The 18,902-nt window shown below is 69.5% G+C and carries 15 protein-coding genes; 12 read left to right on the top strand and 3 right to left on the bottom strand.

Annotation, left to right across the window (positions count from 1 at the left end):
* Positions 1-459: 459 nt before the first annotated feature.
* Together A6W98_RS00520 and A6W98_RS00515 are read right to left on the bottom strand one after the other, a co-directional pair.
* Positions 460-1,008 carry a pseudouridine synthase gene (locus tag A6W98_RS00520; protein ID WP_042456486.1) on the bottom strand — a complete coding sequence of 183 codons (549 nt, stop codon included), beginning with the start codon at positions 1,006-1,008 and terminating at the stop codon, positions 460-462.
* Positions 1,005-1,949: an ABC transporter ATP-binding protein gene (locus A6W98_RS00515; protein ID WP_042456483.1), complete on the bottom strand. Its 945-nt coding sequence runs from the start codon at positions 1,947-1,949 to the stop codon at positions 1,005-1,007. The genes A6W98_RS00520 and A6W98_RS00515 overlap by 4 nt, the downstream gene beginning before the upstream one ends.
* A 99-nt stretch (positions 1,950-2,048) precedes the next feature.
* On the opposite strand from A6W98_RS00515, the gene A6W98_RS00510 reads away from it, so the two are divergent.
* Both A6W98_RS00510 and polA read left to right on the top strand, forming a co-directional pair.
* Positions 2,049-2,261 (top strand): zinc-finger domain-containing protein, encoded by a 213-nt coding sequence (locus A6W98_RS00510; protein WP_042456480.1) that lies wholly within the window; start codon positions 2,049-2,051, stop codon positions 2,259-2,261.
* A 168-nt stretch (positions 2,262-2,429) separates the two neighbouring features.
* Positions 2,430-5,240 (top strand): DNA polymerase I, encoded by a 2,811-nt coding sequence (gene polA, locus A6W98_RS00505; RefSeq protein ID WP_042456475.1) that lies wholly within the window; start codon positions 2,430-2,432, stop codon positions 5,238-5,240.
* 151 nt (positions 5,241-5,391) lie between these two features.
* Here polA and A6W98_RS00500 read toward each other — a convergent pair whose 3' ends face one another.
* Positions 5,392-5,967: a DUF1285 domain-containing protein gene (locus A6W98_RS00500; RefSeq protein WP_231098328.1), complete on the bottom strand. Its 576-nt coding sequence runs from the start codon at positions 5,965-5,967 to the stop codon at positions 5,392-5,394.
* Between the two features lie 82 nt (positions 5,968-6,049).
* Here A6W98_RS00500 and A6W98_RS00495 point away from each other — a divergent pair, with 82 nt between their 5' ends.
* From A6W98_RS00495 to A6W98_RS00450, 10 genes are all read left to right on the top strand, one after another.
* Positions 6,050-7,057, top strand: a complete 1,008-nt coding sequence (locus tag A6W98_RS00495; RefSeq protein WP_042456472.1) for an AAA family ATPase — start codon at positions 6,050-6,052, stop codon at positions 7,055-7,057.
* The gene (locus A6W98_RS00490) at positions 7,054-7,929 is read left to right on the top strand and encodes a DUF58 domain-containing protein (RefSeq protein WP_042456469.1); all 876 of its coding nucleotides are present in this window, start codon (positions 7,054-7,056) and stop codon (positions 7,927-7,929) included. Before A6W98_RS00495 ends, A6W98_RS00490 begins: the two co-directional genes overlap by 4 nt.
* Positions 7,929-10,709 carry a DUF4159 domain-containing protein gene (locus tag A6W98_RS00485; protein WP_042456466.1) on the top strand — a complete coding sequence of 927 codons (2,781 nt, stop codon included), beginning with the start codon at positions 7,929-7,931 and terminating at the stop codon, positions 10,707-10,709. Before A6W98_RS00490 ends, A6W98_RS00485 begins: the two co-directional genes overlap by 1 nt.
* Positions 10,706-12,757 carry a glutamine amidotransferase gene (locus A6W98_RS00480; protein ID WP_042456463.1) on the top strand — a complete coding sequence of 684 codons (2,052 nt, stop codon included), beginning with the start codon at positions 10,706-10,708 and terminating at the stop codon, positions 12,755-12,757. The genes A6W98_RS00485 and A6W98_RS00480 overlap by 4 nt, the downstream gene beginning before the upstream one ends.
* 81 nt (positions 12,758-12,838) lie before the next feature.
* The gene (locus A6W98_RS00475) at positions 12,839-14,272 is read left to right on the top strand and encodes an FAD-linked oxidase C-terminal domain-containing protein (protein WP_042456460.1); all 1,434 of its coding nucleotides are present in this window, start codon (positions 12,839-12,841) and stop codon (positions 14,270-14,272) included.
* Between the two features lie 72 nt (positions 14,273-14,344).
* Positions 14,345-15,436: an FAD-binding protein gene (locus A6W98_RS00470; protein WP_042456457.1), complete on the top strand. Its 1,092-nt coding sequence runs from the start codon at positions 14,345-14,347 to the stop codon at positions 15,434-15,436.
* A gap of 4 nt (positions 15,437-15,440) precedes the next feature.
* Positions 15,441-16,727, top strand: coding sequence for a glycolate oxidase subunit GlcF (glcF, locus tag A6W98_RS00465; protein ID WP_042456454.1), 1,287 nt, complete (start codon positions 15,441-15,443; stop codon positions 16,725-16,727).
* A 70-nt stretch (positions 16,728-16,797) separates the two neighbouring features.
* The gene (locus A6W98_RS00460; RefSeq protein ID WP_155734690.1) at positions 16,798-17,679 is read left to right on the top strand and encodes a trypsin-like serine peptidase; all 882 of its coding nucleotides are present in this window, start codon (positions 16,798-16,800) and stop codon (positions 17,677-17,679) included.
* A 224-nt stretch (positions 17,680-17,903) separates the two neighbouring features.
* Positions 17,904-18,386, top strand: a complete 483-nt coding sequence (locus tag A6W98_RS00455) for an Hsp20 family protein (RefSeq protein ID WP_042456451.1) — start codon at positions 17,904-17,906, stop codon at positions 18,384-18,386.
* 225 nt (positions 18,387-18,611) lie between these two features.
* Positions 18,612-18,878 carry a hypothetical protein gene (locus A6W98_RS00450; protein WP_042456449.1) on the top strand — a complete coding sequence of 89 codons (267 nt, stop codon included), beginning with the start codon at positions 18,612-18,614 and terminating at the stop codon, positions 18,876-18,878.
* Positions 18,879-18,902: the final 24 nt, after the last annotated feature.

The following is an 18,902-nucleotide window of genomic DNA, read 5'->3' as shown; positions in this document are numbered from 1 at the left end:
CGGGCGGCAGGCGCAACGCCCGGGCGGTTGCCTCGATGGCGTTGTCGGGGGCCGGTCGTGAAGCGGCCGCAGGGCTCTGGTCTTGGCGGTCAGGTCGGCGAAGGGCAGGGCGGGACGGTGACGTCCCGGCCCGCCACGAAAATCGCGCGCGGGTCCGCTGGCGAAATCGAGCCCTTCCTGCGCCGTCAACCGCCGGAATACCTGGACGGCAGCTGAAAACTCCGGCCTCGCCTTGTTGCGGAAGGGGCCGGCGCTTTTCCGCGGCCTGTCGCCGAGCTGATGACTGATCGCTGCGGATCACTTTTCAGCAGCCTGCCAGAAGACGCCGTCGACAGCCGTGTCGGCCATGATTCCGAAGAACGTGGCATCCGGTCCCGGGCGCGGTCGAAAAAGGCGCGGAACCCGCGCGAGGCATGGCGGCAGGTCCTGGGGCTCTGGCGGCGCGCTTTCGCGGGCGGGTCAGGCCGGGCGCCAGGTTCCCGTTTCGATCCCGTCCAGCGTCCAGTCGCCGACCCGGTAGCGGATCAGCCGCAGGGTGGGGTGGCCCACGGCGGCGGTCATGCGGCGGACCTGGCGGTTGCGGCCTTCGGAAATCGTCAGCTCGATCCAGCAATCGGGCACCGATTTGCGGACCCTGACCGGCGGGTCGCGCGGCCAGAGCCCCGGGGGCTCGTCGATCCGGCGAATGCGCGCGGGCCGGGTCGGGCCGTCCTTCAGGGTGACGCCGCGGGCCAGCGCCTCAAGCGCCGCGTCCGGAGGCAGGCCCTCGACCTGGGCCCAGTAGGTCTTTTCGGTCTTGGCCTTCGGGTTCGCGATGCGGGCCTGCAGGCGGCCGTCATCGGTCAGAACCAGAAGCCCCTCGCTGTCGCGGTCGAGCCGCCCGGTCGGGTAGACGCCGGGCCGGTCGATGAATTCGGCCAGGGTCCGGCGGTCGGGGCGCGGTGCGCCGTCATCGGTGAATTGCGACAGCACCCCCCAGGGCTTGTTGAAGAGAATGACCCGGCTCACGCGGCGGTCTTGCTGGAGGTGAGCGCGACGAAGACATCCTCGAGATTGGGTTCCTCGGTCGCCACGTCGCCGATCGAGATGCCCGCGTTCCGGACCGCCTCGATCACCGCGCCGGTGCCGATCTCGCTGCGGCGATAGGTAAAGCAGAGCGACCCGTCCGGGCGAAGGCAGCTTTCGACCGGGCCGGGCATCTCGGGCAGCGAGGCGACTTCGCCCTCGGGCTGGATCACCAGCGTCTTGGCATCCATCCGCCCGATCAGGGCCGAGGTCGAATCGCGCGCGATCAGCTCGCCATGGTTGATGATGGCGATCTCGCCGCACATTTCCTGCGCCTCTTCCAGGTAATGGGTGGTCAGGATGATGGTGGTGCCCATTTCCTCGTTCAGCCGCCGGATATTGGCCCAGAGCATCTGGCGCAGCTCGATATCGACACCCGCGGTGGGTTCGTCCAGCACCAGCACCTGCGGCCGGTGGACCAGCGCCTTGCCCAGCAGAAGCCGCCGCCGCATGCCGCCCGAAAGGTTCCTGGCATAGGCATCGGCCTTGTCCTCGAGCCCGATGGCCTTCAGCACCCGGTCGGTGATGCGCTGCGATTTCGGCACGCCGTAAAGCCCCGCCTGCACCTCGAGCGCCGCGCGCGGGGTGAAGAACGGGTCGATGTTCAACTCCTGCGGCATCACCCCGATCGAGGCGCGGGACTGGCGCGGGTTCACGTCCTGGTCGAAGCCCCAGATGCTGACCTTGCCGCGGGTCTTCAGCACCAGACCGGCCATGATGTTGATCAGCGTCGACTTGCCCGCGCCGTTCGGCCCCAGCAGCCCGAAGATCGAGCCCGCGGGGATGTCGAGGTCGATGCCCTTCAGCGCCTCCTTGGGCGGCTGGCTGCCGCTGGCGGCATAGGTCTTGGTCAGCCCTTCGATTTCGATCGCGTTCCCTGTCATTTCCTTGCCTCTGCCGCTTGCCCGTGCCGGTTCATTCGCTATCATGCCGCCCGACATAAGGCGACCCGGTCGCCCCGGCAACGAGCGGAGCGCAAACGCATGGCCCCTGACGCCCCCGGACAGGAAAAAGACACGACCCCTCCCGAAACCACCGTCACCGCCGAGTGGCGGGTCTGCTGCGATGGCAGCGGGCCGGGGCTTGGCCATCCGCGGGTCTGGCTCTCGATCCCGCGTGACAAGGGCTTTGTCGAATGCGGCTATTGCGACCGCAAATTCGTGCATGAGAGCTTTGCCGACAAGCTGAAGACCTGATCCTTCGGGGCCGGTCCCCGACCATGCCGTCCGGCCCAGCGGCCGGGCGCGTCTGTTGCCATGCCTGGGCATGAGGCTTTTGCATGCGGCGGGTCGCGCCTCGGCACTGGCAGAGCGCGCCGCTTCGTGGCAAGACCGGGGCGCGCGGGCTCAGGACGGGAGAAAGACATGACCGAAGGCTTCGGCAAGGGCTGCCATCTGCATCTGATCGACGGCTCGGCCTTCATCTTCCGCGCCTTTCACGCGCTGCCGCCCCTGACGCGGAAATCCGACGGGCTGCCGATCGGCGCGGTCGCGGGCTTCTGCAACATGATTCACAAATATGTGCAGGACAATCGCGGCCCCGACGCGCCGACCCATGTCGCGGTGATCTTCGACAAGGGCAGCCATACCTTCCGCAACGATCTCTACGATCTCTACAAGGCCAACCGGGACGAGATGCCCGAGAACCTGCGGCCGCAGATCCCGCTGACCCGCGAGGCCACGCGCGCCTTCAACATCGCCTGCATCGAGAAGGAGAATTACGAGGCCGATGACATCATCGCCACCTATGCGCGGCAGGCGGTCGAGAAGGGCGGGCGCGTCACCATCGTCAGCTCCGACAAGGACCTGATGCAGCTGGTCGGCAATGGCGTCGAGATGCTGGACGCGATGAAGAACAGGCGGATCGGCGTCGAGGAGGTCGAGGCCAAGTTCGGCGTCGGGCCCGGGCGGGTGGTCGACGTGCAGGCGCTGGCGGGCGATTCCGTCGACAACGTTCCCGGCGCGCCCGGGATCGGGATCAAGACCGCGGCCCAGCTCATCCAGGAATTCGGCGATCTGCAAACGCTTCTGGACCGCGCCGAGGAGATCAAGCAGCCCAAGCGCCGCCAGACCCTGATCGAGAACCGCGCCCAGATCGAGCTGTCGATGAAGCTGGTGACGCTCGATGCCGAAACGCCCCTGGACGAGACCATCGACGATCTCGAGGTGAAGGAGCCCGATGCCGAGACCCTGCTGGGGTTTCTTGCAGAGATGGAATTCCGCACCCTGCTGAAGCGGGTCGCCGACGGTCTGGGCGCCGAGCCGCCCGCGATCCCCGAGGCAAGCCCCGCCGCGGCCGATCCGGCCGATGGCACGGCACCGGCGGCGCTGCCCTTCGAGCCCGAGGCCTATGACTGCGTGCGCGACGCCGCCGCCCTCGAGGACTGGATCGGGCGCGCGCGGGCGCGGGGCTGGGTCGCGGTCGATACCGAGACCACCGGGCTCGACGAGATGCGGGTGGATCTGGTGGGTATCTCGCTGGCGGTCGAGCCGGGGCAGGCCTGCTACATCCCGCTTGGCCATCGCGAGGGCGAGGGCGATCTTTTCGGCTCGGCAGCGCTGGCCGAGGGGCAGATGCCGATGGACGAGGCGCTGGCCCTGCTCAAACCGCTCCTGGAAGATCCGGCGGTGATGAAGATCGGGCAGAACATGAAATACGATGCCAAGATCCTTGCCCGTCACGGCATCGCGGTGGCGCCGATCGACGACACGATGCTGATGTCCTACGCGATGCATGCGGGGCTGCATGGCCATTCGATGGATGCGCTGTCCGAACGTTATCTCGGGCACCAGCCGATCCCGATCAAGACGCTGCTGGGCTCGGGCAAGTCGCAGATCACCTTCGACAAGGTGCCGGTCGCCGAGGCGGTGAAATACGCCGCCGAGGATGCCGATGTGACGCTGCGGCTGGCGCAGCTCTTCAAGCCGCAACTGCACCGGGCGAAGGTCGCGACCGTCTACGAGACGCTCGAGCGCCCGCTGGTTCCGGTGCTGGCCGAGATGGAGATGACCGGCATCAAGGTCGACCGCGACACGCTTTCACGGATGTCGAATGCCTTTGCCCAGAAGATGGCCGCGCTCGAGGCCGAGATCCACGAACTGGCGGGCGAGAGCTTCAATGTCGGCAGCCCCAAGCAACTGGGCGAGATCCTGTTCGACAAGATGAGCCTGTCGGGCGGCAAGAAGGGCAAGACCGGCGCCTACGGCACCGGCGCCGACGTGCTGGAGGATCTGGCCGCCGAGGGCCATGACCTGCCCGCGCGGGTGCTGGACTGGCGCCAGCTTTCCAAGCTGAAATCGACCTATACGGATGCGCTGCAGGACCATATCAACCCCGAAACGGGGCGCGTTCACACCTCTTATGTGATCACCGGCGCGGTGACGGGGCGTCTGTCCTCGACCGATCCGAACCTGCAGAACATCCCCGTGCGCAGTGAAGAGGGGCGCCGCATCCGCGAGGCTTTCGTGGCCGAGGAGGGCAAGGTCCTGCTGAGCCTCGACTATTCGCAGATCGAGCTGCGCATCCTTGCCCATGTCGCCGGCATCGATGCGCTCAAGGCGGCGTTCCGCGAGGGTCAGGACATCCATGCCATGACCGCCTCCGAGATGTTCGACGTACCGATGGCGGAGATGACGCCCGAGATCCGCCGCCGCGCCAAGGCGATCAATTTCGGGGTGATCTACGGCATTTCCGGCTTCGGCCTCGCGCGCAACCTGCGAATTCCGCGCAGCGAGGCGCAGGGCTTCATCGACCGCTATTTCGAGCGTTTCCCGGGGATCCGCGACTACATGGAGGCGACCGTGGCTTTTGCCAAGCAGCACGGCCATGTTGAGACCCTGTTCGGGCGGCGCATCCACACCCCCGAGATCGGTGCCAAGGGGCCGCAGGCGGGCTTTGCCAAGCGCGCGGCGATCAACGCGCCGATCCAGGGCACCGCGGCCGACATCATCCGCCGCGCCATGATCCGGATGCCCGCCGCGATTGCGGGGCTTCCCGCCAAGATGTTGCTGCAGGTCCATGACGAACTGATCTTCGAGGTCGAGGCGGGCGCGGCGGAGGACGTCGCCACGCGCGTGCGCGAGGTCATGGAAGGGGCCGCCCTGCCCGTGGTCGCGCTCGATGTGCCGCTGGTCGTCGATGCGGGGCAGGGGCCGAACTGGGCCGCGGCGCATTGAACGCAATTCTTCTGCGAAGAATTGGGGCATGGCCGGACCGAAGCGCGCGCGGGCGGCCATGCCGGGGTCGTCGAGCCGGGAAGACGTGATCGGGTCTTCTTCTTGGCCTAAATACCCATGGCGCGATGGTGGCCAGGGGCGTGCGGCCGGGTCAGCTCAGCTCGGCGGCCGGGATCGCGGGAAAGAAGGCGCCTTGCGAACGGAAGCCGAACCAGTCCTGTCCCTCATGGGGCCGGGTCTCGCCGATTTCGGCCAGGCGGTAGAAGCTTTTCCGGTCGATCAGCGCCTCGAGACCGGCGCGGACATGAAGATAAGGCGTGGGCTCGCCGGTTTCGGGGTCGCGGCTGACCCTGATCTCGTGGTCCGGCCCGGCCGTGACGCGGTCGCCGACATTGGTGGTGAAGGTCAGGACGGGCTCGCCGGCCTCCTCGCCGCGCTCGAAATCCACGGCGACGAAGGGCGCGTCGTCGACGGTGATGCCGACCTTCTCGACCGGGGTCACCAGATAGAACCTTCCGCCTTCGTGCTTGAGGATGGTCGAGAACAGCCGCACCAGCGGCGCCCGGCCGATCGGCGTGCCGAGATAGAACCAGGTGCCGTCGCGGGCGATGCGCATGTCGATATCGCCGCAGAAGGGCGGGTCCCAAAGATGGACCGGCGGCAACCCCTTGCCCGAGGCGGCGCGGGCGGCTTCGGCGAGGCTTTCGGTAACGGGTTTCACGATCATTTGTCCGGACCGGTTTTTTGCCATTTGAGGTGAGGGGGATATCTGCCGATAATGCCCCATATAGGCGAACAGGAGAAAAGTCATGCCCGACGAGACCGAACTGGTGGCCGCGATCGAGGCGCTGGGCGAGAAGCTGGCCGAGGCCAAGGCCTCGATCACCAGGCGGTTCATCGGGCAGGAACGGGTCGTCGACCTGACGCTTTCGGCGCTGCTTTGCGGTGGGCACGGGCTGCTGATCGGCCTGCCGGGGCTTGGCAAGACCCGGCTGGTGAGCACGCTGTCGACGGTGATGGGGCTGAACGGCGCGCGGATCCAGTTCACGCCCGACCTGATGCCGGCCGATATTCTCGGCTCGGAGGTGCTGGAGACCGCGCCCGATGGCAGCCGCGCCTTCCGCTTCATCGAAGGGCCGATCTTCTGCCAGCTGCTGATGGCCGACGAGATCAACCGCGCCAGTCCGCGGACCCAGTCGGCGCTGTTGCAGGCGATGCAGGAGAAATCGGTGACCATCGCCGGCGAGGCGCATCCGCTGTCGCCGCCCTTCCATGTGCTCGCGACCCAGAACCCGATCGAGCAGGAGGGCACCTACCCGCTGCCCGAGGCCCAGCTCGACCGCTTCCTGGTGCGCATCGACGTGCCCTATCCCGACCGCCGGACCGAACATGACATCCTTCTGGCCACCACCGGGGTTGCCGAGGACGAGGCCCATGCAGTCTTCACCGCCGCCGAGCTGATCGCCGCGCAGAAGATCGTGCGTCGGATGCCGGTCGGAGAGGGCGTGGTCGAGATGATCCTCGATCTGGTGCGCGCCTGCCGTCCGGCCGAGTCCGAGGCGCCGCCGATCGTGCGCGAGGCCGTGGCCTGGGGGCCGGGGCCGCGCGCCGCGCAGGCGCTGATGCTGACGGTCCGGGCGCAGGCGCTGCTGGAAGGGCGGCTCGCGCCCTCGGCCGAGGATGTGCTGAAGATGGCCGGGCCGGTCCTGATCCACCGTATGGCGCTGAGCTTTGCGGCCCGTGCCCGGGGCGAGGACCTGCCCCGGATCATCGAGACCGTGGCGCGCGAGACCGTGCGGGTCGAGGCCGCCGCGTGATTTCCGCCGCCGCCCTCCGGGCCCATGCCGAGGGGCTGGCAGAGGCCTTGCCGCCGCTTCTGGCCGAGGCCGAGCATCTGGCCCAGGCCGTCCTGCTGGGAGAGCACGGGCGGCGCCGGGCGGGGCTTGGCGATGAGTTCTGGCAATACCGCCCGACCCATTCCGGCGACGAGGCCCGGATGATCGACTGGCGCCGTTCGGCCCGGTCGGATGCGCATTTCGTGCGCGAGAAGGAATGGCAGGCGGCGCAAAGCGTGCTGCTCTGGGTCGATGATGCAGCCTCGATGGGGTTCTCGGGCGCAAGCGACCATCCGCCCAAGGTGCAGCGCGCCCGGGTGCTGGCGCTGGCGCTGGCGGTGCTTCTGACCCGCGGCGGCGAGCGGGTGGGGCTTCTGGGCTCCGACCTGCCGCCCCGGCGCGGCCAGCACCAGATCCTCAGGCTGACCGAGGCGCTGGGGCGGGAGCTGTCGCCAAGCGATTACGGCGTGCCCGCGACCCGGGGCATGCCGCCCCATTCCCGCGCGGTCTTCCTGTCGGATTTCCTGGGCGATCTCGCCCCGATCGAGACCGCGCTGGCCGAGGCCGCCGATCGCGGTGTGAAGGGCGCCTTGGTGCAGGTGCTTGACCCGGCCGAGGAGGCCTTCCCCTTCGACGGGCGCACCATTTTCGAGAGCATGGGCGGCAGTCTCCGCCATGAAACGCTGAAGGCGGGCGATCTGCGCGGCCGCTATCTGGCGCGGCTGGCCGAGCGCAAGGCGCGGCTGGCCGATCTGGCGCGGGTGACCGGCTGGCATTATTCGGCGCATCACACCGGGGAGGGCGCACAGGGCGCGCTGTTGTGGATCTACCGAGCGCTGGAGCGCGGGCGCTGATGGCGGGTCTCGGAGCCCTTGGCTTTTCCGCGCCGCTGCTGCTCTGGGGGCTGGTCCTGCTGCCGACGCTGTGGTTCCTGCTGCGGGCGGTGCCGCCCGCGCCGATCCGGCGACGCTTTCCGGGGGTGGCTCTGCTTCTGGGGCTGGCCGATGACGAGGCGCAGGCCGACCGCACCCCCTGGTGGCTGTTGCTGTTGCGCATGCTGGCGGTGGCGGCGCTGATTTTGGGCTTTGCCGGGCCGGTCCTGAACCCGCAGGAGCGCACGCCCGGGCAGGGCCCGCTGCTGGTGCTGCTTGACGGAAGCTGGGCCGATGCCCGCGACTGGCCGCGCCGGATCGACCGGCTCGAGGCGGTTCTGGACGAGGCCGGGCGCGACGAGCGTCCGGTGGCGGTGGTTCTGGCGACCGATCTGCCCGGGGACGGGCTGCCGTTTCAGGCCGCCGAGCTTTGGGCCGCGCGGCTTGCCGGGGTGCAACCGGCCGCCTGGCTGCCCGACGCGGAGGCGATTGCGGCCTGGGCAGATGGGCTTGAAGGGCGGTTCGATACGGTCTGGCTGTCGGGCGGGCTCGACTGGCCGGGGCGCACCGCGCTGCTGTCGGCGCTGGAACGCCATGGCCGGGTCGGGGTTCTGGAAAGCCAGCGCCCGCTGATGGCGCTGCGCCCGGCCGCGTTCAGCGACGGGACCATTGCGCTTTCGGTGCTGAGGGCCCGGCCCGGCCCCGAGACCGAGGCGATGCTGGCGGCCGCCGGTCGCGACCCGGCCGGGGTCGAGCGGGTGCTGGCCCGCCTGCCGGTCACCTTCGCGCCGGGCGAGACCCGGGCCGGGGCCGAACTGGTCTTGCCGCCCGAACTGCGCAACCGGATTTCTCGCTTTGCGATCGAGGGGGTGCGTTCGGCCGGGGCGGTCAGCCTGACCGATGACAGCCTGAAGCGCCGCGAGGTGGCGCTGATCGCGGGCAACGAAAACCGCGAGGGCCTGCAACTGCTGTCGCCGCTGCATTACCTGCATCAGGCGCTTGCGCCCACCGCCGATCTGATCGAGGGCACGCTGGGCGATGTGGTGCTGGCGCATCCCGATGTGATCGTGCTGGCGGATGTCGCGACGCTGTCGCCTGCCGAATCCGAGGCCTTGCAGGGCTGGGTCGAGGCCGGCGGCATGTTGCTGCGCTTTGCCGGTCCGCGGCTTGCGGCCTCGGATGTCAGCCGCGCCGAGGAAGACCCCTTGATGCCGGTCCGGCTGCGGGCCGGCGGGCGCACCGTCGGCGGGGCGATGAGCTGGGGCGAGCCGAAGACGCTGCGCCCCTTCGGCGAGGCCTCGCCCTTCTTCGGGCTGCCGGTGCCCGACGATGTGCGGGTCAATGCGCAGGTGATGGCGCAGCCCGACCCCTCGCTGGCCGACCGCTCCATCGCGGCGCTCAGCGACGGCACGCCGCTGGTCACCCGCAAGAAGCTGGGAAAGGGCGAGGTGGTGCTGTTCCATGTCACCGCCAATGCCGAATGGTCGACCCTGCCGCTGTCGGGGCTGTTCGTGCAGATGCTTGAACGGCTTGCGGTGTCGACCCGGCCGGCCCGGCCCGACGCGGTCGAACTGGCGGGCACGACCTGGGTGCCCGAGACCGTGCTCGACGCCTTCGGGGCGCTGGGCGAGGCCGGAACCCTGCCCGGTGTGCCGGGCGAGGCGCTGGCCGGGGCGCGGCCCGGTCCCGGCCTGCCGCCCGGGCTTTACGCGGGCGAGGACCGGCGGCTTGCCGTGAACGTGATCGGCGCCGATACCGTGCTGAGCCCCGCCGCCTGGCCCGCCCGGATCGCCGTCGAAGGCTTTGCTGTGGCGCGCGAGACGGTTCTGAAGGGCTGGGTCCTGGCCCTGGCGCTGGCGCTGCTGGCGGTCGATATCCTGGCCTCGCTCTGGCTGTCGGGGCGGCTGCGCGGCGCGCGTGTGCCGTCCCGGGCGGGCGGGGCGATGGTGCTGGCCCTGGCGCTGCTGCTGCCGGGCGGGCTCCGCGCGGAAGAGGCGATGCCCGATGACGCGCTGGCGCTGAGGGCCACGAGCGAGGTCGTGCTGGCCCATGTCCGGACCGGCGATGCAGAGGTCGACCGGATCGCCGATGCCGGGCTCAGGGGGCTTTCGAGAAAACTCGCCGAGCGGACCTCGATCGAGCCCGCCGCGCCGATCGAGGTCGATCTGGAAACCGATGAGCTTTCGTTCTTTCCCTTCCTCTACTGGCCGGTGACCGCAAACCAGCCGATGCCCTCGCCCGCGGCCTATGCCCGGCTCAACCGGTATCTGAGGACCGGCGGCATGATCCTGTTCGACACCCGCGATGCCGATGTCGCGGGCTATGGCGGCGGCTCCTCCGAGGGGCGGCGGCTGCAGCAACTGGCGCGCCCGCTCGACATTCCGCCGCTGGAACCGATCCCCCCGGACCATGTGCTGACCCGCACCTTCTACCTGTTGCAGGATTTTCCCGGCCGCAATGCGGGCCGCGAGGTCTGGGTCGAGGCCGCCCCCGCCGATGCCGAGCGCGTCGATGGCATGCCGTTCCGCGACCTCAATGACGGGGTGACGCCGGTGGTGATCGGCGGCAATGACTGGGCCTCGGCCTGGGCCGTCGACGGCCAGGGCGTGGCGATGTTTCCGGTCGGGCGCGGCTATGCGGGCGAGCGCCAGCGCGAGATCGCCTTCCGCTTCGGGATCAACCTCATCATGCATGTGCTGACCGGCAACTACAAATCCGACCAGGTCCATGTGCCCGCGCTGCTCGACAGGCTCGGCCAATGACGGGCGAGGTGATCTTCGATCCGCTTTTGCCGCTGTCGCTGATCTGGGCGCTGGCGGTTCTGGCCGCGGGGATCGTAGGCTTTGCGCTTTGGCGCGGGCTGGCGGGCTGGTGGCTGAGGGGGCTTGCCGCGCTGGCGGTCCTGGCGGCGCTGGCCAATCCGTCGCTGCAGACCGAGCTGCGCACGCCCTTGTCCGATATCGTGGTGCTGGTGGTCGATGAAAGCGCCTCGCAGCGGCTGTCGGACCGGCCCGAACAGACCGCCCGCGCGGTCGAGCGGGTCCGGGCCGAGGTCGCGGCGCTCGACGATACCGAACTGCGCATCCTGCGCCTTGGCGATGGCGAGGGCGACGAGGGCACGCTGCTGATGACGGCGCTGTCCGAGGCGCTGGCCGAGGTGCCGCGGGCGCGGCTGGCGGGGGCGATCCTGCTGACCGACGGCCAGCTGCACGATCTCGATCGCGCGCCCGCGCTGCCCGCGCCGCTTCATGCGCTTCTGACCGGGCGAAAGGACGACTGGGACCGGCGGCTTCTGGTTCAGAACGCGCCCGCCTTCGCGATTCTCGGCGAAGAGGTCACCCTGACCCTGAAGATCGAGGATCAGGGCGCGGTGCCGAAGGCGATGGGCGACACGACCTCGGTCACGGTCTCGATCGATGGCGGCACGCCGCAAAGTTACCGGGTGCCGGTGGGGCAGACGCTCGACGTGCCGGTGGTGCTGGATCATGCCGGGCAGAACGTCATCCAGTTCTCGGTCGCGGCCGAGGAGGGCGAGCTGACCGAGCGCAACAATGCCGCTGTGGTCCAGATCAACGGCGTGCGCGACCGGCTGCGGGTGTTGCTGGTCTCGGGCGAGCCGCATCCGGGCGAGCGGACCTGGCGCAACCTGCTGAAATCGGACAGTTCCGTCGATCTGGTGCATTTCACAATCCTGCGCCCGCCGGACAAGCATGACGGCGTGCCGGTCTCGGAACTGTCGCTGATCGCCTTTCCGACCCGCGAGCTGTTTCTCGACAAGATCGACGAGTTCGACCTGATCATCTTCGACCGCTACAAGCGGCGCGGGATCCTGCCCTCGATCTATTTCGACAATGTGCGCAATTACGTCGAGAAGGGCGGCGCGCTTCTGATCGCGGCCGGGCCGGATTTCGCCGGGGCCGAGTCGATCTACCGCTCGCCGCTGGCCGATATCCTGCCCGCCGAACCGAGCGCGCGGGTGATCGAGCAGGGCTACCGGCCCGAGATCACCGATCTTGGCCGACGCCATCCGGTGACCGAGGGGCTGAAGGCCGAGGCGGGCGGCGCCTGGGGCCGCTGGTTCCGGCTGATCGATCTGCTGCCGAAGCAGGGCGAGGTGGTGATGAGCGGGATCGACGACCGCCCGCTGCTGGTGCTCGACCGCGTCGGCGAGGGACGGGTCGCGCTGCTGGCCTCCGACCATGCCTGGCTCTGGAGCCGGGGTTTCGAGGGCGGCGGGCCGCAGCTCGAGCTGCTGCGGCGGCTGGCGCATTGGATGATGAAGGAGCCAGAGCTGGAGGAAGAGGCGCTGAGCGCCACGGCCGAGGGTCAGGTGATGACGATTATCCGCCGCTCGCTTTCGCAAGAGCCGCGCAGCGTCGAGATCGCGCGCCCCGATGGCGGCACCGACCGGCTCGATCTGGTCGAGACCGCGCCGGGCCGGTTCGGCGCGACCTATGAAGGACCCGAGATGGGGCTTTACCGGCTGACGGACGGCACGCTCGAGACGGTGATCGCGCTGGGCCCGGCCGCGCCGCGCGAATTCGAGCAGACCATTGCCGATGGCGCCCGGCTCGAGGGGCCGGTCTCGGCCACGCGCGGCGGGATCGTGTCGCTGTCGGACGGGATGCCGGACCTGCGCCGGGTGCGTGAGGGGCGGACCGCGCATGGGCGCGGCTGGCTCGGGATCACCCCGCGCGCGGCCTATCTGACCAGCGACGTGACGATCAGGCCGCTGGCCCCTGCCTGGGTCTTCCTGCTGCTGGCCGCGTTGCTGAGCCTTGGCGGTTGGCTGCGCGAGGGACGGCGCTGAGCGGCCCATCGGGCAGACACGTCTTGCCAACGCGCCAAACCGGTAATATTTCTTTACCGGTTCAAGGGAGGAGAGCCGGACATGCAGATGCCCGCCCCGGATGCCCGGGTGATGGCGAAGAAGGATCAGGTGCTGCGGCGCCTGCAGGCGGTGCTGCCTGCCGGGGCCGTGATCCATGATCCGACCGAAACCCGCGCCTATGAATGCGATGCGCTGACCGCCTATCGCTGCCCGCCCCTGGCCGCCGTGCTGCCCGCCTCGACCGCCGAGGTCTCGGCCGTGCTGCGGATCTGCCATGAGGAGGGCGTGCCGGTGGTGCCGCGCGGTTCGGGCACGTCGCTGGCAGGGGGCGCGCTGCCCACCGCCGATTGCGTGATCCTCGGCGTGGCAAGGCTTAACGAGGTGCTGGAGGTCGACTACCCGAACCGGTTCATCCGGGTGCAGGCGGGGCGCACGAACCTGTCGGTCACCGCCGCGGTCGAGGGCGATGGCTGGTTCTATGCGCCCGATCCGTCCTCGCAGCTGGCCTGTGCCATCGCGGGCAATATCGCGATGAATTCGGGCGGTGCGCATTGCCTGAAATACGGGGTGACGACCAATAACCTGCTGGGCGTGACCCTGGTCCTGATGGACGGCACCGTGGTCGAGATCGGCGGCGCCCATCTCGATGCGGCGGGCTATGACTGGCTGGGCGTGATCTGCGGGTCCGAAGGCCAGCTTGGGGTGGTGACCGAGGCGACCTTGCGCATCCTGCCCAAGCCCGAGGGCGCGCGGCCGGTGCTGATGGGGTTCGGCTCGTCCGAGGTGGCGGGGGCCTGCGTCGCCGATATCATCCGGGCGGGCGTGCTGCCGGTGGCCATCGAGTTCATGGACCGGCCCTGCATCGAGGCGACCGAGGCCTTCGCGGGCGCGGGCTATCCCGATTGCGAGGCGCTTCTGATCGTCGAGGTCGAGGGCAGCCCGGCCGAGATCGACGAGCAGCTGGCGCTGATCCTGCGCATCGCGCGGGCGCATGACCCGGTCGAGCTACGCGAAAGCGGGTCGGCCGAGGAAAGCGCGCGGATCTGGCTGGGGCGCAAGTCGGCCTTCGGGGCGATGGGGCAGATGGGCGATTACATGTGCCTGGACGGCACCATCCCGGTCTCGGCCCTGCCCGATGTGCTGCGCCGGATCGGCGAGCTGTCGGCCGAGGTCGGGCTGAGGGTTGCGAACGTCTTTCATGCGGGCGACGGCAACATGCATCCGCTGATCCTGTTCGATGCCAATGCGCCGGGCGATCTGGAGCGTTGCGAGGCGCTGGGCGCCGAGATCCTGAAACTGTGTGTCGAGGCGGGCGGCTGTCTGACCGGCGAGCATGGCGTCGGTGTCGAGAAGCGCGACCTGATGGGGGTGCAATATGCGCCCGCCGATCTCGAGGCGCAGATGCGGGTGAAGGACGTGTTCGATCCGGGTTGGCTTCTGAACCCGGCCAAGGTGTTTCCGCTGCAGGCAAGTGCGGCGCGGCGCGCGGGGTGAAGGGGGCTGTCTGCCCCCCTCTTGTCCTGACGGACAATTCACCCCCCGAGGGTATTTGGACCAAGAAGAATGATGAGACCTGAGACAGAGGCCGAGCTGGCAGGGATGGTGGCTGCGGCCGAGGCGCCGCTTCGGATCGAGGGCGGCGGTACGCGCGGGCTTGGCGGCGAGGGGGCGGGGCTGAGCCTTTCGGCGCTGTCGGGCGTCGTGCTCTACGAGCCGGGCGCGCTGACGCTGGTGGTGAAGGCGGGCACGGCCCTGGCCGAGGTCGAGGCGGTGCTTGCGGCCGAGGGGCAGCGGCTGGCCTTCGAGCCGATGGATCACCGCAGGCTTCTGGGCCGCGAGGGCGTGCCGACCATCGGCGGGGTGGTGGCGGCGAATGTCTCTGGGCCGCGCCGGGTTCAGGCCGGGGCCTGCCGGGATGCGATGCTTGGGGTGCGTTTCGTCGACGGGCGCGGCGAGGTGATCCGGAATGGCGGGCGGGTGATGAAGAACGTCACCGGCTATGACCTGGTCAAGCTGATGGCGGGCAGCCGCGGCACGCTGGGGGTGTTGACCGAGATCGCCTTCAAGGTGCTGCCGGTGCCCGAGGCGGCGGCGACGCTGGTGCTGGAGGGGCTTTCCGACGATGCGGCGGTCGCGGCGATGGCGGCCGCGCTGGGGGCGCCTTTCGACGTTTCGGGCGCGGCGCATCTGCCGGAGACGGGCGAGACGCTGATCCGCATCGAGGGCTTTGCGGCCTCGGTGGACTATCGCGCCGGGCGGCTCGCGGAACTGCTGGGCCGGTTCGGCGGGGCGCGGATCGAGAGCGATCCGGTGGCCGGGGCGGCGCTTTGGCGCCGGGTGCGCGATGTCGAGGATTTCGCGGACCGGCCGGGCGATGTCTGGCGGATCTCGGTCCGGCCCTCGGACGGCCCGCGCGCGGCGCAGGCGGCCCGGGCCGAGGCCGCGGTCTATGACTGGGGCGGCGGGCTGGTCTGGGTTCTGGTGGGGGAGGGGCGCGACATCCGCCCCGATCTGGCCGGGATTTCGGGCCATGCGACACGGGTGCGGGGGGCGGGGCCTTTGGCGAGTGCCGAGCCCGCGCCGCTGGCGGCGATGGCGGCGCGGCTGAAGGCGGCCTTCGATCCGAAGGGCATTCTCAATCCGGGGGCGATGGGCTGAACCGATGCAGACGAATTTCACCGAGGCGCAGTTGCAGGACCCGGCGCTTGCCCGCGCCAACGAGATCCTCAGGGCCTGCGTTCATTGCGGCTTTTGCACCGCGACCTGTCCGACCTATCAGGTGCTTGGCGACGAGCTCGACAGTCCGCGCGGGCGGATCTACCTGATCAAGGACATGCTCGAGAGCGGCCGGCCCGCGGATGAGAAGACCGTGCGCCATGTCGATCGCTGCCTGTCCTGCCTTGCCTGCATGACGACCTGCCCCTCCGGCGTGCATTACATGCATCTGGTCGACCAGGCCCGCGCCCATATCGAGGCGACCTATCGGCGGCCCTGGCGCGACCGGGCTCTGCGTTGGCTGGTGGCGAAGACGCTGCCCTTTCCCGGGCGGTTCCGGGCCGCGCTGCGGCTGGCGCGGCTGGGGCGGCCGTTTGCGCGTTTCATGCCTGATCCGCGGCTTCGAGCCATGCTGCAGATGGCGCCGCCCGATCTGCGCCCGCCGGGCGAGAGCGACCGGCCGCAGGTTTTTCCGGCCCGGGGCGCGCGGCGGATGCGGGTCGCGCTTCTGACCGGCTGCGCGCAGAAGGCGCTCGACCCCGATATCAACGACGCCACGATTCGGGTGCTGACCCGGCACGGGGTCGAGGTGGTGGTGGCCCGCGACATGGGCTGCTGCGGGGCGCTGACCCATCATATGGGCCGCGCGGACGAGGCCCATGCCCAGGCGGCGCAAGCGATCCGGGCCTGGTCGGCCGAGATCGCGGGCGAGGGGCTCGATGCCATCGTCGTCAATACCAGCGGCTGCGGCACCACCGTGAAGGATTACGGCCACATGTTCCGCAATGACCCGCTGGCCGAGGAGGCGGCGGCTGTCGCGGCGCGGGCGGTGGACATTTCCGAACTGCTCGAGCGGCTGGAGTTGCCGCCGGGCCGGGGCGGGCTGCGCGTGGCCTATCATGCGGCCTGTTCGCTGCAGCATGGGCAGAAGGTCAAGGACGCGCCGAAGGCGGTGCTGCGCCGGGCCGGCTTCGAGGTGGTCGAGCCGGTCGATGCGCATCTGTGCTGCGGCTCGGCCGGGACCTACAATCTGCTTCAGCCCGAGATCGCCGGGCAGCTGAAGACGCGCAAGGTCCGGACATTGGAGGCCAAGGCCCCGGATGTCATTGCCGCGGGCAATATCGGCTGCATCGCGCAGATCGGCTCGGGCACCGGGGTGCCGGTTCTGCATACGGTCGAGCTGGTCGACTGGGCAACCGGCGGGCCGCGGCCGCGGGCGCTGGCGACAGGCTGAGTTCGGGGCGCGGCGTTTCCGGCCCGGAATGCGCCGCAATCCGGCCGCGAGCGGGTGCTAGCGCGGCAGGATGGGTCCGCGCCGTCCTTTACTGCACCGGTCTGCCGGTTTCCGCCGGGGCCCCGGTCTGCGTCTCCTGCGCCTCGGGGCGGCGGTGCTGGCCGGGCTGATGGTGGCGCTGGCCGCCGCGTCCGGGGGATCGGCCGGGACCGGCGCCGACCGGCCGCTGCACCCGCTTGTCACTGGCGATCAGTCACGGGGCTTGAAGGCGGTCGGGCGGCTGGAACTGGGCGGGGGCGGCTTCTGCACGGCCGCTCTGGTCGCGCCCGATCTGGTTCTGACCGCCGCGCATTGCCTCTTTGATGGGACCACTGGCGGGCGATTGCCGCTGGCGGGGCTGGAGTTCCGCGCGGGCTGGCGCAACGGTCGGGCCGAGGCCTTTCGCGGGATCCGGCGCGGCGCGGTGCATCCCGGTTACGCCCATGGCAAGGCGGCTTCGGTCGGTCGGGTGCGGCACGATCTGGCTTTGCTTCAGCTTGACCGGGCGATCCGGCTGCCGGGGATCGTGCCCTTCGGCATCGGCTCGCAGCCCGGGCGGGGCGATGCGGTGGGGGTGGTGTCCTATGCGCGCGACCGGTCGGATGTCGCCTCGCTGCAGGAGCTCTGCCATGTCCTGGCCGGGATCGACGGCGTGGTGATGCTGTCCTGCGAGGTCGATTTCGGAGCCTCCGGCGCGCCGGTCTTCCGGATCGAGGATGGCGTGCCGCGCATCCTGTCGGTGGTTTCGGCCAAGGCCGAGATGGGGACGCGGAAAGTGGCGCTGGGCACCGTCATCCATGACGGGCTGGAGGTTCTGCGCGCGCGGCTGGCAGCGGACGACCCCGGGGGAGCGATGCCCCGGTTGGGCCTGGGAATGGTGCGCAGCGCCGGCGCCAAGTTCCTGCGACCCTGATCCCGACAGGGCCGCAAAGGTGGTGAGGGCGATCTTCAGGGACGGTCCGGCCGACAGGCACGGGACCTGCGGCAGAGGGGCCGCAACGGGGGGCGGAGGGCTTGACACCGGCCCCGCGCATTCCCAGCTAGTTCATTGCGGGCGCCTTCGGGGTCCGCGAGACCGGCCCGTCCCGCATCGGGAGGGCCAGCATATAGACGACATCGCTCAATGGAGGATGCACCATGCGTCACTATGATTTTGCCCCGCTTTACCGCGCCACCGTCGGCTTCGACCGGGTCGCGGACCTGATGGACCGGGTGATGGCCAGCGACATGGCCCAGCCGACCTACCCGCCCTACAATATCGAGAAGACCTCGGATCAGGGCTACCGGATCTCGGTCGCCGTGGCCGGCTTTGCCGCCGATGAGCTGTCGGTCGAGGTCAAGGACAGCGCGCTGGTGATCGCCGCGCGCAAGGCGGCCGAGGAGGCCGAGCGGACCTTCCTGCATCGCGGCATCGCGACCCGCGCCTTCGAGCGCCGCTTCGCGCTGGCCGATCATGTCCGCGTGACCGGCGCGACCCATGCCGATGGCATGCTGCATGTCGATCTGGTGCGCGAGGTGCCCGAGGCGCTGAAACCCCGCCGGATCGAGATCTCGAGCGACGCGGCGCGCAGCATCGAGGCCCGCGAGGATGCCTCGCAGCCCGAGGGCACGGCGGTCTGAGCGACCGGATACGGAGCAGACGATCATGGGCGCGCGGGGCTTCCCGCGCGCCTTCTTGTGCCAATCCTGCGCGCAGAGGTCAGGCGGTCCACCAGGATGGCGGCGCGCAGGCCTGATCGGCGCAGTTCATCTTTCATTCGAAATATCTGCCGGTTTCCTGGCCCGCGTTGCTCGTGGCACGATGCGTGAGCGGCGACTATACGGGTATCACGCGGAGGAGTTTGGATGGGCCCCTCACCTCGTTTCAAAAAGACCCTGCAATCGACCTGGTCCTGGTATCTGGCGCAGTCGACTTTCGTCAGGGCAGTTCTTCTCGTTCCGATCGTCTGCGGCCTTTTGATGACAGTTCTGATCGGGAACATGGGCCTTGCCCTGATGGGAACGGCCTATGCCATCAATGCTTTCCTGGTGGGCTCGATCGGTGGCGCAATTGCCGTTGTCTTGGGCAGGGCGCTTCAGGTCATCGCCAGGGACGGTCGTCAATCGCGGTGATGTTCCGACGTGGCCCGGGGAGGG

Source organism: Rhodovulum sulfidophilum DSM 1374 (assembly GCF_001633165.1).
Classification (GTDB): domain Bacteria; phylum Pseudomonadota; class Alphaproteobacteria; order Rhodobacterales; family Rhodobacteraceae; genus Rhodovulum; species Rhodovulum sulfidophilum.
Note: the sequence above shows the minus strand (reverse complement) of the source record. Positions and strands in the feature narration are given on the sequence as shown.